Genomic DNA, 16260 nt, shown 5'->3' on the forward strand with positions numbered 1-16260 from the left:
GCATGGCACCCTTAGACCTGCGTAGAAGGTAGTGACGGACACAGGTTCGACGAGGAGCGGTCACAGTGCAGCGCTGGCGTGGCTTGGAGGACATCCCCCAGGACTGGGGGCGCAGCGTCGTCACCATCGGTTCCTACGACGGTGTCCACCGCGGACACCAGCTCATCATCCGGCACACCGTGGATCGCGCCCGCGAACTGGGCCTGCCCGCCGTGGTCGTCACCTTCGACCCGCACCCCAAAGAGGTGCTGCGGCCGGGCACCCACCCGCCCCTGCTCGCCCCGCACCACCGGCGGGCCGAACTCATGGCGGAACTGGGCGTGGACGCGGTCCTGGTGCTCCCGTTCACCACGGAGTTCTCCAACCTCTCCCCGGCGGACTTCATCGTCAAGGTCCTCATCGACAAGCTGCGCGCCAAGGCCGTCGTCGAGGGCCCGAACTTCCGCTTCGGCCACCGGGCGGCGGGTGACGTCGTGTATCTGGCCGAGCTGGGCAAGACGTACGACTTCGACGTCGAGGTCGTCGATCTGTACGTGTCCGGCGAGGCGGGCGGCGGTCAGCCGTTCTCCTCGACCCTGACCCGGCGCCTGGTCATCGAGGGCGATGTCGAGGGCGCCGCGGAGATCCTCGGCCGCCCGCACCGGGTCGAGGGCGTGGTCGTGCGCGGCGCGCAGCGCGGACGTGAGCTGGGCGTGCCGACGGCGAACGTCGAGACGCTCCCGCACACCGCGATCCCCGCGGACGGCGTCTACGCCGGCTGGCTGCACGCGCAGGGCGAGATGATGCCGGCCGCGATCTCCGTCGGCACCAACCCGACCTTCGACGGCACCGAGCGCACGGTGGAGGCACACGTCATCGACCGCGTGGGCCTCGACCTCTACGGCCTGCATGTCGCCGTCGACTTCCTGGCCTTCGTACGGGGGCAGGTGAAGTTCGAGTCCCTCGACGCGCTGATCGAGCGGATGGCGGAGGACATCAAGATCAGCCGTGATCTGACGGCCGCGGCGGAGGCGAAGCGCTAGCCGCCGCTACGACGCCGAAGGGCGGCCGGTGCCTGCGGGCACCGGCCGCCCTTTGCGTGCGGCTACGGCCTACTGCTGCGGGGGCTGCTGGGGGTACGGGTAGGGCTGCTGGCCCGGCTGTGCGCCCTGCTGCGGGTACGGCTGGCCGTAGGGCTGACCGGGCTGACCGGGGACGTACGGCTGTCCCGGCATGGGCTGTGCGGGAAACGGCTGGCCCGGCATCGGCGGGGCCGCCACCGGAGGCGGGTTGCCGTCGCTGGTCCACAGGCCGTGCATCTGCTGATGGCGTACGAAGTCCTCGGCGACCATCGCCGCGAGGTTGAAGTACGACTCCCGCACCTTGGGCCGCATCATGTCGAGGTCGACCTCGGCGCCGGCGGCGAGGTGCTCGTCGAAGGGCACGACGATGACGCCACGGCAGCGCGTCTCGAAGTGGCTGACGATGTCCTCGACCTTGATCATCTTGCCGGTCTCCCGCACCCCCGAGATGACGGTGAGGGACCGCGAGACGAGATCGGCGTACCCATGGGCCGACAGCCAGTCCAGCGTCGTACTGGCGCTGCTCGCACCGTCCACGGACGGCGTCGAGATGATGATGAGCTGGTCGGCGAGGTCCAGCACACCGCGCATGGCGCTGTAGAGCAGACCGGTACCGGAGTCGGTGAGGATGATCGGGTACTGCTTGCCGAGCACGTCGATGGCGCGCCGGTAGTCCTCGTCGTTGAAGGTCGTGGAGACGGCCGGGTCGACGTCGTTGGCGATGATTTCGAGCCCGGACGACGCCTGGGACGTGAACCGCCGGATGTCCATGTAGGAGTTGAGGTACGGGATCGCCTGCACGAGGTCACGGATGGTCGCCCCGGTCTCCCGGCGCACCCGGCGGCCGAGGGTGCCGGCGTCCGGGTTGGCGTCGATGGCGAGGATCTTGTCCTGCCGCTCGGTGGCGAGGGTGGACCCGAGTGCGGTGGTGGTCGTGGTCTTGCCGACACCGCCCTTGAGACTGATGACGGCGATCCGGTAGCAGGACAGCACGGGCGTACGGATGAGTTCGAGCTTCCGCTGCCGCTCGGCCTCCTCCTTCTTCCCACCGATCTTGAACCGGCCCCCGCCAGCGGCGGGCCGCCCACTCTTCGCCTTCTGCTTCTTGTTGTTGAGCAGCCGGTCGGAGGACAGCTCCACGGCAGCGGTGTAACCGAGTGGCGCGGCCCCCGGGTTGGTCGGCTGCCGCTGATCATGCTGCATGGGCTGCGGCCAGACGGCACCGGCACGGGGGTCGACGGGCTGCGCCGGCTGAGCCTGCGACACGCCGGGCTGGCCTTGCGGGTGTACGCCGGGCTGTGCTTGGGGCTGGCCCTGCTGGGGCATGCCGGGCTGCACGGGGCCGCCCTGGCCCGGTACGGGTCCCGGCTGGCCGGGCGGCTGGGGGAAGCCGTAACCGCCGGGCTGGGCGGGGGAGTTGGGGGTGGCGGGCGGCGCGGGCTGTGTGTGCGGGGCTGCCGGGGTGCCGGGCTGGGGGAAGCCGTAGCTGCCCTGGGGTGTTGGGGCGTCGGTCGGCTGCTGGGCCGGGGGTTGCTGCGTGGGGGCGCCCGGTTGCGGGAAGCCGTAGCCGCCCTGGGGGTTGGGTGCCGGGGCAGGCGTGCCGGTCGGCTGCTGCGTGGGGGTGGCGGGAGCGCCGGGCTGCGGGAAGCCGTAACTGCCGTGGGAGTTGGGAGCGGGAGCGGGCTGCGCACCCGGCTGCGGGAAGCCGTAGCTGCCCTGGGGGTTGGGCGCGGGGGCAGGGGTGCCGGTCGGCTGCTGCGTGGGCGCTGCGGGGGTGCCGGGCTGGGGGAAGCCGTAACTGCCCTGGGGGCTGGGTGCCGGGTTCGGAGCGTCGGTCGGTGACTGCTGCGCGCCCGGTTGCGGGAAGCCGTAGCCGCTCTGCGGGTTGGGGGCGGGAGCGGGCTGCGCTCCGGGCTGCGGGAAGCCGTAACCGCCCTGGGGGTTGGGCGCCGGGGCAGGGGTGTGAGGCGGCTGCTGTGCCGCCGGTGCGGGAGCGCCGGGCTGTGGGAAGCCGGGGACCGGCTGCTGCGGTGCCTGCGGCGGGGTCGCGGGCGGCTGGTTCCAGGCGGCGGGCGCGGGCTGCGGGGCCTGCGGCTGGAACGGGGGCTGCTGCGCGGCCGCGGGCTGCGGCTCGGCGGGAGCCGTCGGCTCCGGCTGCTGAGGCTGTACGGGCCACTGGGGCGCCGACGCCGGAGCTGCGGGCTGGTACGACGGCGGCAGCGGCGGCACCCCGACCTGCGGTGCCGGCGGGGGAGTCCAGGCGGGAGCCGCGTCATGCGGAGCACTGGCCGCACCGAGTACGGCGTCCTGCGGCTCGGCGCCGTGGGGCACGGCGTCTTCCGGTTCCCCGTCGGCCGGTACGGCGTCCTCCGGCTCAGCGCCGGGCTGGTCCTCGTCCGTCGGCTCGGCCTCATCGGCTACGACGTCATCCGGCGCGGAGTCCGACGGCTCCGTCTCCGAAAGCTCCGGCTCCGCGTAGGGCTCGGCGTCAGCGGTCTCGGCGTCCACCGCCTCCGCGACCGCGGGCTCCGCATCCACCGGCTCAGCGACCTCAGCCTCGGCCTCGGCCGACTCGTCCTCCAAGGAGTCCGTTTCAGCCGTAGCGACAGCGGAGTCCCTGTCCTCGGGCGTCTCCGCCTGCTCAAGCTCGTCCGACGCCTCGTCCGAAGCGTCTTCCTCAAGCTCGGCCTCGGGCTCTTCCGCGACCTCGACCTCAGCCACGGCCTCCACCTCGGCGGAGCCGTCGGCGTCGGCGTCGGACACAGCGTCCTCGTCCTCATCCACCGCCCGCAGCCGCGCCCCCGCGTCGGCCGCGCGCTCCTCGATCTCCCGCTTCAGCGCGACAGCGGAGAACCGCATCGTGGCGCCGCTCTCCAGATCGCCGTTCCCGGAGTCGGACTCCTCGGCGGCCGGGGCCGCGGACGAAGCCTCGGAAGGCGAAGAAGTCGGTGCGCTCCACTGCGACTGGAACCCGCCCACGGGGATGCTGGGCACGGCCGCAGGCGAAGCGGCGTCACTCGGGGAAGTCGGCGGTACGGCGGGCGCCTCGGCAGGCGTCCCCTGCGGCTCGGCCCCGCTCCCCTGGAACCCGCCCACGGGAATGCTGGGCACGGCCGCAGGCGAAGCGGCGTCACTCGGGGAAGTCGGCGGTACGGCGGGCGCCTCGGCAGGCGTCACCTGAGGTTCGGCCCGGCTCCCCTGGAACCCGCCCACGGGAATGCTGGGCACGGCCGTAGACGAAGCGGCGTCGGCGGAGGGTGCCGATGAAGTCGACGCCTCGGCAGGCGTCCCCTGCGGCTCGGCCCCGCTCCCCTGGAACCCGCCCACGGGGATGCTGGGCACGGCCGTAGGCGAAGCGGCGTCGGCGGAGGGTGCCGGAGGCGTCGACGGCTCGGCAGGCGTCCCCTGCGGCTCGAACCCGCTCCCCACCGGCAACTTGGGCACCGCGACGGGCCCCCCGGCCGCCGGCGGAGGCGGTGTGAAAGGCGCCCCGGGGGCGGGCGGAGCCGGCGGAGTGAAAGGTGCCCCGGGCGCGGGCTGGGCAGGCGGAGCGGGCGGTGTGAAAGGCGCCCCCGGAGCCGGGGACCCCTGTGGAACCGGCGGCGTCAGCCCCGGCAGCGAGGAAGGCAGCGCGGTGGGAGAGGGAGTGAAGGACGGCGCAGCAGGACCACCCGAACCCGCCGCCGGAGCTCCCGAGGAACCGGAAGAACCCGAAGCCCCGGATCCGCTCTCGTCCCGCCCGGAACCGGCGGAGCCACTCGCGTTCTGCGTGTACCAGGCAGGCGGCGCGTAGTCGATGGTGAACTCGCCCGTGACCTCGTTGGCCGACTCCGCATCGGGCTCGCGGATCCCGTCCCGATCGCTGCTCACAGTTCCTCCTGGTGTGGTTGAGCACCCCCATGCCGTGCCGGGGCGACCATTGCTCGTCGTCCGAAGTCGTTCGAGGTAGTCCGTTCCAGTCGGCTCTCCCCCTGGGTCACCGACGCCCGGTCCACGGGTTCTGGCGTCGCGCCCGGTCCCAGCCTAATCACCACAGGCAACACCTCGGCAGGCCCGTCCACCCCCGAGCACCTGCCCACTGCGTCACAGCCTGCCCCGAAGTGACGTACGCAGCCCTCCGATTGGTGAACAAACCGGGCGACACCTGTGAACAATCCGGAAGGAAAGCGAAGCAAGCGGTCAAGTCGGCCCGCTGAATCCCGCTGCCCACAAGCGAATTGGCGGCCGTGGGGAGGTCGCGAGCCCCTGCCCCACGACCGCCCCTCGATCACTCCGCGTCAACACCGCCGTTGTGCGGCGCCGGTTCCAGGTCGAACTCCCCGTCCCGCGCCCCCAGCACGAAGGCCCGCCACTCGGCCTCCGTATAACGCAGCACCGTCTCCGGTTCCAGAGACGACCGCATCGCCACCGCCCCACCGGGCAGGTATGCGATCTCCACCCGCTCCTCGTGCGTCTCCGTGCCCGGCGCGCTCTGCCACTCGACGCCCGAGATGTCGAGGGCGTACAGCTCGTCCCGCTCCCGCTCCTTGCGCGCCTTGATCTCCTCTTCCGTCTCCGCCATGCCCAGCGACCCCTTCCAGACTTCCGAACTTCCGACGTGCGAGTTCCTGCGTACGCGACAGACGTACGCTTGATCGGCGCGCTCACCCTAGTGGCCCCTTCCCCGCGATCAGGGCGGTTCCGGAACCGATGCGAGGGCGCCCACCTCCGCCTGGTACCCTGAGTGACGGCCGTTTGTGTACGCACCCCCGGAGCGCTCGCTCTGGAGGCCGCGCCCAGCGGATCCCCGCCTCCCGAGTAACGGAAGCTCCCCCGAGACACAGACCGGGGGCACTCGGTGGCCATGCAGAAGACTACGAGGAGTACGCGTGCCGCTCGACGCCGCTACGAAGAAGCAGATCATCAGCGAGTTCGGTCAGAAGGAGGGCGACACCGGCTCCCCCGAGGTCCAGGTCGCCATGCTCTCGCGCCGGATCTCGGACCTGACCGAGCACCTCAAGACCCACAAGCACGACCACCACTCCCGCCGTGGTCTGCTGATCCTGGTCGGTCAGCGCCGCCGTCTGCTGCAGTACCTCGCCAAGAAGGACATCCAGCGCTTCCGTGCGCTGGTCGACCGCCTCGGCATCCGCCGCGGTGCGGCGGGCGCCAAGTAAGACGTGATGAAGGGAGCGGTTCCCGAAGCGATCGGGGATCGCTCCCTTTGCCGTACGTACGGAAACGTGCGGAGTGTCACACCCGCTTTGTAGTGTGGTAGCACAACGCAATACCACGAGGAGAAGTGCACCTCGCCGCCGCCGGTCCTCGGTAGTGGCCCCCGGGCAATGCGAACCCGGGTGCTTCGATCGAAGACCGGCCCGCAACAGACGGAGCGCTTCTCCGCCCACGTCCCCCCGCCACACGGGCGGATCGGGACAAAAGACGAAAAGTAACGGAGAAAACGCTAGTGGAGAACGAGACCCACTACGCCGAGGCCGTCATCGACAATGGCACCTTCGGCACCCGCACCATCCGCTTCGAGACGGGCCGCCTGGCCAAGCAGGCCGCCGGCTCCGCCGTGGCGTACCTGGACGACGACACCATGGTGCTGTCGGCCACCACCGCCTCCAAGAACCCCAAGGACCAGCTCGACTTCTTCCCCCTGACGGTGGACGTCGAGGAGCGGATGTACGCCGCCGGCAAGATCCCCGGCAGCTTCTTCCGCCGTGAGGGCCGGCCGTCCGAGGACGCCATCCTCACCTGCCGACTGATCGACCGCCCGCTGCGCCCGTCCTTCAAGAAGGGCCTGCGCAACGAGATCCAGGTCGTCGCCACCATCATGGCGCTCAACCCCGACCACCTGTACGACGTCGTGGCGATCAACGCCGCCTCCGCGTCCACGCAGCTGGCCGGTCTGCCCTTCTCCGGCCCGATCGGCGGCGTCCGCGTCGCGCTGATCCGCGGTCAGTGGGTGGCGTTCCCGACGCACACCGAGCTTGAGGACGCCGTCTTCGACATGGTGGTCGCGGGCCGCGCCCTGGAGGACGGCGACGTCGCGATCATGATGGTCGAGGCCGAGGCCACCGAGAAGACCATCCAGCTGGTCAAGGGCGGTGCCGAGGCCCCGACCGAGGAGGTCGTCGCCGCCGGTCTGGAAGCCGCGAAGCCCTTCATCAAGGTGCTCTGCAAGGCCCAGGCCGACCTCGCCGCGAAGGCCGCCAAGCCGACCGGCGAGTTCCCGATCTTCCTCGACTACCAGGACGACGTCCTGGAGGCCCTGGCCGCCGCCGTCAAGCCGGAGCTCGCCTCCGCGCTGACCATCGCGGGCAAGCAGGAGCGCGAGTCCGAGCTGGACCGCGTCAAGGCGCTCGCCGCCGAGAAGCTCCTGCCGGAGTTCGAGGGCCGCGAGAAGGAGATCTCCGCCGCGTACCGCTCGCTCACCAAGCAGCTGGTCCGCGAGCGCGTGATCAAGGAGAAGAAGCGCATCGACGGCCGTGGCGTGACGGACATCCGTACGCTCGCCGCCGAGGTCGAGGCCATCCCGCGGGTCCACGGCTCCGCTGTGTTCGAGCGTGGCGAGACCCAGATCCTGGGCGTGACGACGCTGAACATGCTCCGCATGGAGCAGCAGCTGGACACGCTGTCGCCGGTGACGCGCAAGCGGTACATGCACAACTACAACTTCCCGCCGTACTCCACCGGCGAGACCGGCCGCGTCGGCTCCCCGAAGCGCCGCGAGATCGGCCACGGCGCCCTCGCCGAGCGCGCCCTGGTCCCGGTCCTGCCGACGCGTGAGGAGTTCCCCTACGCGATCCGCCAGGTCTCCGAGGCGCTGAGCTCCAACGGCTCGACGTCCATGGGCTCGGTCTGCGCCTCCACCATGTCGCTGCTGAACGCCGGTGTCCCGCTGAAGGCCCCCGTCGCCGGTATCGCCATGGGCCTGATCTCCCAGGAGATCGAGGGCGAGACGCACTACGTCACCCTCACCGACATCCTCGGTGCGGAGGACGCCTTCGGCGACATGGACTTCAAGGTCGCCGGCACCAAGGAGTTCGTGACCGCCCTCCAGCTCGACACCAAGCTGGACGGCATCCCGGCCTCCGTCCTGGCCGCGGCCCTCAAGCAGGCCCGTGACGCCCGCCTCCACATCCTCGACGTGATGATGGAAGCGATCGACACGCCGGACGAGATGTCCCCGAACGCCCCGCGGATCATCACCGTGAAGATCCCCGTGGACAAGATCGGTGAGGTCATCGGCCCCAAGGGCAAGATGATCAACCAGATCCAGGAGGACACCGGCGCCGAGATCACGATCGAGGACGACGGCACCATCTACATCGGTGCCTCCGACGGCCCGGCCGCCGAGGCCGCCCGCACCACGATCAACTCGATCGCCAACCCGACCATGCCGGAGGTCGGCGAGCGCTACCTGGGCACGGTCGTGAAGACGACCACCTTCGGTGCGTTCGTCTCGCTGCTCCCGGGCAAGGACGGTCTGCTGCACATCTCGCAGATCCGCAAGCTCGCCGGCGGCAAGCGCGTGGAGAACGTCGAGGACGTGCTCGGCGTGGGCGCCAAGGTCCAGGTCGAGATCGCCGAGATCGACTCCCGCGGCAAGCTCTCCCTCATCCCGGTGATCGAGGGCGAAACTGAGTCCAGCGGCTCCGCCGCGGGCGACGCTGAAGCTGACAAGAAGGACGACGCCGACAAGTGACGTCGAGTAGCTCCAAGGCGACGGCCCGCACCTCTTCGGAGGCGCGGGCCGTCGCCCGTGCCCAAACCCTGATCAAGGGCACCAACGGCATCGGCACCGTCCGCAAGACCACCCTCCCGGGCGGCCTGCGCATCGTCACCGAGACCCTGCCCTCCGTCCGCTCCGCGACCTTCGGCATCTGGGCCCATGTCGGCTCCCGCGACGAGACCCCGGCGCTGAACGGCGCCACCCACTACCTGGAGCACCTGCTCTTCAAGGGCACGCAGCGTCGCTCCGCCCTGGACATCTCCTCCGCCATCGACGCGGTCGGCGGCGAGATGAACGCGTTCACGGCGAAGGAGTACACGTGCTACTACGCACGCGTGCTCGACAGCGACCTGCCGCTCGCCATCGACGTCGTCTGCGACATGCTCACGGGCTCGCTGATCCTCGAAGAGGACGTCAACGTCGAGCGCGGCGCGATCCTCGAAGAGATCGCGATGACCGAGGACGACCCGGGCGACTGTGTGCACGACCTGTTCGCGCACACGATGTTCGGCGACAACCCCCTCGGCCGCCCGGTCCTCGGCACGGTCGACACGGTCAACGCCCTCACCGCCGACCGCATCCGCCGCTTCTACAAGAAGCACTACGACCCGACCCACCTGGTCGTGGCGGCCGCGGGCAACATCGACCACAACAAGGTCGTACGACAGGTCCGAGCCGCCTTCGAGAAGTCCGGCGCCCTGAAGAACCTCGACGTCACGCCGATCGCCCCGCGCGGCGGCAAGCGCGCCCTGCGCACCGCGGGCCGCGTCGAGCTGATCGGCCGCAAGACCGAGCAGGCGCATGTCGTCCTCGGCATGCCGGGCCTGGCCCGCACGGACGAGCGCCGCTGGGCCCTGGGCGTGCTCAACACGGCCCTCGGCGGCGGAATGTCGTCCCGGCTGTTCCAGGAGGTCCGCGAGAAGCGCGGCCTGGCGTACAGCGTGTACTCGTACACCTCCGGCTTCGCCGACTGCGGCCTCTTCGGGGTCTACGCCGGCTGCCGTCCCTCGCAGGTGCACGACGTCCTGAAGATCTGCCGCGACGAGCTCGACCATGTCGCCGAGCACGGCCTGTCCGACGACGAGATCGGCCGCGCCATCGGCCAGCTCCAGGGCTCCACGGTGCTGGGCCTTGAGGACACCGGCGCGCTGATGAACCGTATCGGCAAGAGCGAGCTGTGCTGGGGCGAGCAGATGTCCGTCGACGACATGCTGGCCCGGATAGCCTCGGTCACCCCGGACGACGTCCGCTCGGTGGCCCGGGACGTCCTGGGACGGCGGCCCTCGCTGTCGGTCATCGGCCCGCTGAAGGACAAACAGGCGTCCCGTCTGCACGAAGCGGTCGCGTAAGCCTCTCCCGAAGGAAACAAGAAGATGAGCAAGCTGCGAGTGGCGGTCCTCGGTGCCAAGGGCCGGATCGGTTCCGAGGCGGTACGGGCCGTCGAGGCCGCCGAGGACATGGAGCTGGTCGCCGCCCTGAGCCGGGGCGACAAGCTGGAGACCCTGGCCGAGACCGGCGCCCAGGTCGCCGTCGAACTGACCACACCGGACTCGGTGATGGACAACCTCGACTACTGCGTGAGCCACGGCATCCACGCGGTCGTCGGTACGACGGGCTGGACCGACGAGCGCCTCGCGCAGCTGACGGGCTGGCTGGCGAAGTCCCCGGAGACGGGCGTGCTCATCGCGCCCAACTTCTCCATCGGGGCCGTGCTCACCATGAAGTTCGCGCAGATCGCCGCGCCCTACTTCGAGTCGGTGGAGGTCGTCGAGTTGCACCACCCGAAGAAGGTGGACGCGCCCAGCGGCACCGCCACCCGCACCGCCCAGCTCATCGCCGAGGCCCGTGCCAAGGCCGGCTCGGCCCCCGCGCCGGACGCCACGGCCACCGCCCTGGACGGCGCGCGGGGCGCCAGCGTGGACGGGATCCCGGTCCACGCGATCCGGCTGCGCGGCATGCTGGCCCACCAGGAGGTCCTGCTGGGCGGCGAGGGCGAGACCCTCACCATCCGCCATGACTCCCTGCACCACAGCAGCTTCATGCCGGGCATCCTGCTCGGCGCCCGCCGTGTGGTGGCCACCCCCGGCCTCACCTTCGGCCTGGAACACTTCCTGGACCTGGGCTGACCGACCGATGCGCGCGAAGATCTCCTACGCCATAACGGCCGCCGTCCTGGTCGTCTACTTCGCCCTGGTCGGCAGCCGGGGCGTGATGCTCATCAAGGCCGGCACCCTGCTCACCGTCACCTTCGGTGTCTCGGTGCTGATCCTGCCGGTGATCGGTGTGTGGTTCCTGTGGAAGAACACCGAGTTCGTCCGCAAGGCCAACCAACTCGCCGCCGAACTCGACGCCGAAGGCGGCCTGCCCGTCGACGAGTTGAAGCGCACCCCCAGCGGGCGCATCGACCGTGACTCGGCCGACGAGATCTTCGCCCGCCGCAAGGCCGAGACGGAGGACGCGCCGGACGACTGGCGCAGCTGGTTCCGCCTCGCCGTCGCCTACCACGACGCCCGCGACACCCCGCGCGCCAGGAAGGCGATGCAGCGGGCGATCTCCCTGCGGGAGACGGCGCGCTGAGCTTTTCCGGTCATGCGAAGGGGCCCGGTCCGTGGGCCGTGGGCGGACCGGGCCCCTTCGCACAGGTGTCTCAGCCGCGCCCGTTCTCCGCGCCCCATGCCTCAATCGTGTCGGCGGCCCGGTCGAACGCGTCCGGCCGCGCCAGGAAGTCGGCGTTGTGCGTGGTCAGCAGCGGCGGCAGATCGTCCGCTGACCGATCGGCGCGTACGAGAACCAGGGCCTGCCCCTGAAGGGTGCGCGGCAGGCCGAGCCAGCGCACCGGCTGCTGCACCGTGCGCACCGCGACAACCCGTTCCCAGGGCGTCGTGCGCGTGGCGAAGAAGCTGACGTGGCGCAGGCCTTGGGCGCTCACCCACGCTCCCATGCGCAGCAGACGCAGCGCGACGGCGATCACGGCCAGCGCGATGCCGAAGACCACGCCGGCCTCGCCAGGTGTGCCGGCCAGCGCGATGATCACCGCCGCGAAGAGGACGTAGGAGGCGAGCAGCAGCAGAAGCGCGGCCACGCCCACCCGCCACGGTCCGGGACGGTAGGGGCGCCGCCAGCGGTCACGGTCCTCGAAGGGCAGCGCGACGTCGTCGGCTGCCTCGAAGGCTCGGTCGGCCGTCAGGAAGGGCAGGGGCACGGCTGGTCCTCACTCAATCCATGCTGGGGCTGTGCCCGGTGAGGCTATCGACCCGTGTCCCGGCTCACCACCCTTGGGGGTCCGGATGGGGTCAGTCCCGGCCTCAGCGGCCGTCGGACGCCTGTGACTGCTGGGTCTGCTGCGTGGCCTGATCGGCGGAGAGCGCCGGCATCCCGAGGACGAGGGAACCCACCAGCGCGGACACGATGGTGAGCCCCAGGAGCCAGCGCCCGGCTATCTGCCCGGCGGTCGCCCGCTCTCGGGGCGGGGGAGCGACATTGCTGCGGAACCGGTCCGCTTCGGCAAGGAAGGCGAAGGGTACGGGCTCACTGGGGGCACCTCCCGGCGGTGGCTGGGGGAGGAACATCGGAGATCCTGCTCCTCTCTGGACTCGAACGAATCACTGTCACCAACACAGACGAGCGGGTGCCGCAAATGGTGCCCGGTTACGCCGAATTGGCGGAAGTTCGCCGAAGTTGTTGCGGACCGGTACCGAACGCCCCCTTGTCAGTGCCGGGCCGTAGAGTGGGCGCCGCCCGAGTGAAGTGATGGAAGGACCCTCCGAGTCGTGACCGACACCCCCGCCGACGACCTCAAGCCCAGCTTCCGCAGCGATGTCACCGTCGAGCTGGTCAAGCACAGCGCGGCTGACTCCGACGTGCTGTGGGCCGCCCGTGTCTCCACCGCCGGCGAGCAGTCCCTGGACGAGTTGAAGAAGGACCCCGAGCGCTCCAAGGGCCTCATCAACTACCTGATGCGGGACCGGCACGGCAGCCCCTTCGAGCACAACTCGATGACCTTCTTCATCAGCGCCCCGATCTTCGTCTTCCGCGAGTTCATGCGGCACCGCGTGGGCTGGTCGTACAACGAGGAGTCCGGCCGCTACAGGGAGCTCCAGCCGGTCTTCTACGTCCCCGACGAGTCCCGCAAGCTCGTCCAGGAGGGCCGCCCGGGCAAGTACGTCTTCGTGGAGGGCACCCAGGCCCAGCAAGAACTGACGGGCCGGGTCATGGAGGACTCGTACCGCCAGGCCTACGACGCCTACCAGGAGATGCTCGCCGCAGGCGTCGCCCGCGAGGTCGCCCGCGCGGTCCTGCCCGTCGGTCTCTTCTCCTCGATGTACGCCACCTGCAACGCCCGCTCGCTGATGCACTTCCTCGGCCTGCGCACCCAGCACGAGCTGGCGAAGGTCCCGTCCTTCCCGCAGCGGGAGATCGAGATGGTCGGCGAGAAGATGGAGGCGGAGTGGGCCAAGCTCATGCCGCTCACCCACGCCGCCTTCAATGCGAACGGACGTGTGGCGCCGTAGCGCACCTGAGTTCCCGGCCGGGCACAGATGTGCGCATCGGCCTCACGAAGTGTCCGTATTGCGGCATTTAGAGAAGTTCATCTAGCCTGATCAAACGGACCCGGCACTGCTTGAACCCCCGAGCAGGCAGTGCCGGGCTCCATCTTTGTCCTGACTTTTCCCGCACCCCTAGGGCAGACCACGCCTTGAGCAGCGAGTAGCGTGTAACCCATGGCTCCGACCTCCACTCCGCAGACCCCCTTCGGGCGGGTCCTCACCGCTATGGTCACGCCCTTCACGGCGGACGGCGCACTCGACCTCGACGGCGCGCAGCGGCTCGCCACGCACCTGGTGGACGCAGGCAACGACGGCCTGATCATCAACGGCACCACGGGCGAGTCCCCCACCACCAGCGACGCGGAGAAATCGGATCTCGTACGAGCCGTACTGGAGGCGGTAGGCGACCGCGCCCACGTGGTGGCCGGAGTCGGCACCAACGACACCCACCACAGCATCGAGCTCGCCCGCGAGGCCGAGAAGACCGGCGCCCACGGCCTGCTGATCGTGACGCCGTACTACAACAAGCCCCCACAGGAGGGCCTGTACCGGCACTTCAAGACCATTGCCGACGCCACCGAGCTGCCAGTCATGCTCTACGACATTCCCGGCCGCAGCGGCGTCCCGATCAGCACCGAGACACTCGTCCGGCTCGCTGAGCACCCCCGGATCGTCGCCAACAAGGACGCCAAGGGTGACCTCGGCCGCGCGAGCTGGGCCATCGCCCGCTCCGGCCTCGCCTGGTACTCCGGCGACGACATGCTGAACCTGCCGCTGCTCTCGGTCGGCGCAGTCGGCTTCGTCTCCGTCGTCGGCCATGTCGTCACCCCCGAGCTGCGCGCCCTCGTCGACGCGTACACCAGCGGTGACGTCCAGAAGGCGACCGAGATCCACCAGAAGCTGCTCCCCGTCTACACGGGCATGTTCCGCACCCAGGGCGTCATGACCACCAAGGCCGCGCTCACCCTCCAGGGCCTGCCCGCGGGACCGCTGCGCGCCCCGATGGTCGAGTGCTCGCCCGAAGAGGTCGAACAGCTCAAGATCGATCTTGCCGCGGGCGGGGTACAGCTCTAGCACCAGACTTCGCGCGGCCGGCCGCGCACCGACTTCACAACTGAATAAGCAGGCCACCGGTGCCTGCGCCACAACGACAACTGCTTCTGCACGAACGTCACGCGCGCCACGTGCCCTACCGGTACGTGGCGCGCGTGGTTGAGGAGAGTCTTTTGAGTCATCCGCATCCTGAACTCAGCTCGCCCCCGCCGCTCCCCGAAGGCGGCCTGCGGGTCACCCCGCTCGGCGGCCTCGGCGAAATCGGCCGAAACATGACGGTCTTCGAGTACGGCGGCCGCCTGTTGATCGTCGACTGCGGAGTGCTCTTCCCCGAGGAGGAGCAGCCCGGAATCGACCTGATCCTGCCGGACTTCTCGTCCATCCGGGACCGCCTCGACGACATCGAGGGCATCGTCCTCACCCACGGTCACGAGGACCACATCGGCGGTGTCCCCTTCCTGCTCCGCGAGAAGCCGGACATCCCGCTGATCGGCTCCAAGCTGACCCTGGCGCTCATCGAGGCCAAGCTCCAGGAGCACCGCATCCGCCCCTACACCCTGGAGGTGGCGGAGGGGAACCGCGAGCGCATCGGTCCCTTCGACTGCGAGTTCATCGCCGTCAACCACTCCATCCCCGACGCCCTGGCCGTCGCCATCCGCACCCCCGCGGGCATGGTGGTCCACACGGGCGACTTCAAGATGGACCAGCTCCCGCTGGACAACCGCCTGACGGATCTGCACGCGTTCGCACGCCTGAGCGAGGAAGGCATCGACCTCCTGCTCGCAGACTCGACGAACGCTGAAGTCCCGGGGTTCGTTCCGCCCGAGCGGGACATCTCCAACGTCCTGCGCCAGGTCTTCGCCGGCGCCCGCAAGCGGATCATCGTGGCGAGCTTCGCCAGCCATGTCCACCGCATCCAGCAGATCCTCGACGCGGCCCACGAGTACGGCCGCCGGGTCGCCTTCGTCGGCCGCTCGATGGTCCGCAACATGGGTATCGCGAGGGACCTCGGCTACCTCAAGGTCCCGCCGGGCCTGGTGGTCGACGTGAAGACGCTGGACGACCTCCCGGACAGCGAGATCGTGCTGGTCTGTACGGGCTCGCAGGGCGAACCGATGGCAGCCCTGTCGAGGATGGCCAACCGGGACCACCAGATCCGCATCGTCGACGGCGACACGGTGATCCTGGCGTCGTCGCTCATCCCCGGCAACGAGAACGCGGTCTACCGCGTGATCAACGGCCTGACCCGCTGGGGCGCGAATGTCGTCCACAAGGGCAATGCCAAGGTGCACGTCTCGGGCCACGCGTCCGCGGGCGAGCTCCTGTACTTCTACAACATCTGCCGCCCGAAGAACCTGATGCCGGTCCACGGCGAATGGCGCCACCTGCGCGCCAACGCCGAGCTGGGCGCCCTCACCGGCGTCCCGCACGACCGCATCGTCATCGCCGAGGACGGCGTCGCGGTCGACCTCATCGAGGGCAAGGCGAAGATCTCCGGCAAGGTCCAGGCGGGTTACGTCTACGTCGACGGCCTCTCCGTCGGTGACGTCGGCGAGCCGGCCCTGAAGGACCGGAAGATCCTCGGCGACGAGGGCATCATCTCGGTCTTCGTGGTCGTGGACTCGTCCACCGGCAAGATCACCGGCGGCCCGCACATCCAGGCGCGTGGCTCCGGCATCGAGGACTCCGCCTTCGGAGACGTCATCCCGAAGATCACAGAGGTACTGGAGCGGTCGGCCCAGGACGGTGTGGTCGAGCCCCACCAGCTCCAGCAGCTCATCCGGCGGACCCTGGGCAAGTGGGTCTCCGACACCTATCGCCGCAGGCCGATGATCCTCCCGGTGGTGGTGGAGGTCTGACGGACCGTCGGCCCTCGCAC

At 70.0% G+C, this 16260-nt stretch carries 13 protein-coding genes and 1 pseudogene; 9 read left to right on the forward strand and 5 right to left on the reverse strand.

Annotated elements, in window-relative coordinates:
• The first annotated feature begins 65 nt into the window (after window positions 1-65).
• Complete coding sequence (locus tag RMT89_RS33895; protein ID WP_315887577.1) at window positions 66-1022, forward strand: bifunctional riboflavin kinase/FAD synthetase; 957 nt, start codon at window positions 66-68, stop codon at window positions 1020-1022.
• A 69-nt stretch (window positions 1023-1091) separates the two neighbouring features.
• Here the strand turns inward: RMT89_RS33895 and RMT89_RS33900 are convergent, their stop codons facing one another.
• The 3 genes and pseudogenes from RMT89_RS33900 to RMT89_RS33905 form a co-directional block, all read right to left on the reverse strand.
• Complete coding sequence (locus tag RMT89_RS33900) at window positions 1092-4172, reverse strand: AAA family ATPase (RefSeq protein ID WP_399498518.1); 3081 nt, start codon at window positions 4170-4172, stop codon at window positions 1092-1094.
• A gap of 657 nt (window positions 4173-4829) precedes the next feature.
• Window positions 4830-4931 (reverse strand): annotated as a pseudogene (locus tag RMT89_RS46115) (SCO5717 family growth-regulating ATPase); the annotation flags it as partial.
• Window positions 4932-5328: 397 nt separating this feature from the next.
• Window positions 5329-5622 carry a DUF397 domain-containing protein gene (locus tag RMT89_RS33905; RefSeq protein WP_315887579.1) on the reverse strand — a complete coding sequence of 98 codons (294 nt, stop codon included), beginning with the start codon at window positions 5620-5622 and terminating at the stop codon, window positions 5329-5331.
• Between the two features lie 307 nt (window positions 5623-5929).
• On the opposite strand from RMT89_RS33905, the gene rpsO reads away from it, so the two are divergent.
• From rpsO to RMT89_RS33930, 5 genes are all read left to right on the forward strand, one after another.
• Complete coding sequence (gene rpsO, locus RMT89_RS33910; protein ID WP_015657483.1) at window positions 5930-6217, forward strand: 30S ribosomal protein S15; 288 nt, start codon at window positions 5930-5932, stop codon at window positions 6215-6217.
• A 290-nt stretch (window positions 6218-6507) separates the two neighbouring features.
• Window positions 6508-8754 (forward strand): polyribonucleotide nucleotidyltransferase, encoded by a 2247-nt coding sequence (locus tag RMT89_RS33915; RefSeq protein ID WP_315887580.1) that lies wholly within the window; start codon window positions 6508-6510, stop codon window positions 8752-8754.
• Window positions 8751-10130: a pitrilysin family protein gene (locus RMT89_RS33920; RefSeq protein ID WP_315887581.1), complete on the forward strand. Its 1380-nt coding sequence runs from the start codon at window positions 8751-8753 to the stop codon at window positions 10128-10130. Before RMT89_RS33915 ends, RMT89_RS33920 begins: the two co-directional genes overlap by 4 nt.
• A 24-nt stretch (window positions 10131-10154) precedes the next feature.
• The gene (gene dapB, locus RMT89_RS33925) at window positions 10155-10907 is read left to right on the forward strand and encodes a 4-hydroxy-tetrahydrodipicolinate reductase (RefSeq protein ID WP_315887582.1); all 753 of its coding nucleotides are present in this window, start codon (window positions 10155-10157) and stop codon (window positions 10905-10907) included.
• 7 nt (window positions 10908-10914) lie between these two features.
• Window positions 10915-11358, forward strand: a complete 444-nt coding sequence (locus RMT89_RS33930) for a hypothetical protein (RefSeq protein ID WP_315887583.1) — start codon at window positions 10915-10917, stop codon at window positions 11356-11358.
• Between the two features lie 70 nt (window positions 11359-11428).
• On the opposite strand, the gene RMT89_RS33935 is transcribed toward RMT89_RS33930, so the two are convergent.
• Both RMT89_RS33935 and RMT89_RS33940 read right to left on the reverse strand, forming a co-directional pair.
• Window positions 11429-11983: a PH domain-containing protein gene (locus RMT89_RS33935; protein WP_315887584.1), complete on the reverse strand. Its 555-nt coding sequence runs from the start codon at window positions 11981-11983 to the stop codon at window positions 11429-11431.
• A gap of 103 nt (window positions 11984-12086) precedes the next feature.
• Window positions 12087-12350, reverse strand: a complete 264-nt coding sequence (locus tag RMT89_RS33940) for a hypothetical protein (protein WP_315887585.1) — start codon at window positions 12348-12350, stop codon at window positions 12087-12089.
• A 201-nt stretch (window positions 12351-12551) separates the two neighbouring features.
• Here RMT89_RS33940 and thyX point away from each other — a divergent pair, with 201 nt between their 5' ends.
• The 3 genes from thyX (at window position 12552) to RMT89_RS33955 (ending at window position 16240) form a co-directional block, all read left to right on the forward strand.
• The gene (thyX, locus tag RMT89_RS33945; protein ID WP_315887586.1) at window positions 12552-13292 is read left to right on the forward strand and encodes an FAD-dependent thymidylate synthase; all 741 of its coding nucleotides are present in this window, start codon (window positions 12552-12554) and stop codon (window positions 13290-13292) included.
• A 210-nt stretch (window positions 13293-13502) separates the two neighbouring features.
• Window positions 13503-14402 (forward strand): 4-hydroxy-tetrahydrodipicolinate synthase, encoded by a 900-nt coding sequence (dapA, locus tag RMT89_RS33950; RefSeq protein ID WP_315887587.1) that lies wholly within the window; start codon window positions 13503-13505, stop codon window positions 14400-14402.
• A 152-nt stretch (window positions 14403-14554) separates the two neighbouring features.
• Entirely contained in the window at window positions 14555-16240 is a 1686-nt protein-coding gene (locus tag RMT89_RS33955; protein ID WP_315887588.1) for a ribonuclease J, read from the forward strand.
• Window positions 16241-16260 lie beyond the last annotated feature (20 nt).

This window comes from Streptomyces sp. P17 (genome assembly GCF_032436805.1).
In the GTDB taxonomy this organism is placed as follows: Bacteria; Actinomycetota; Actinomycetes; order Streptomycetales; family Streptomycetaceae; genus Streptomyces.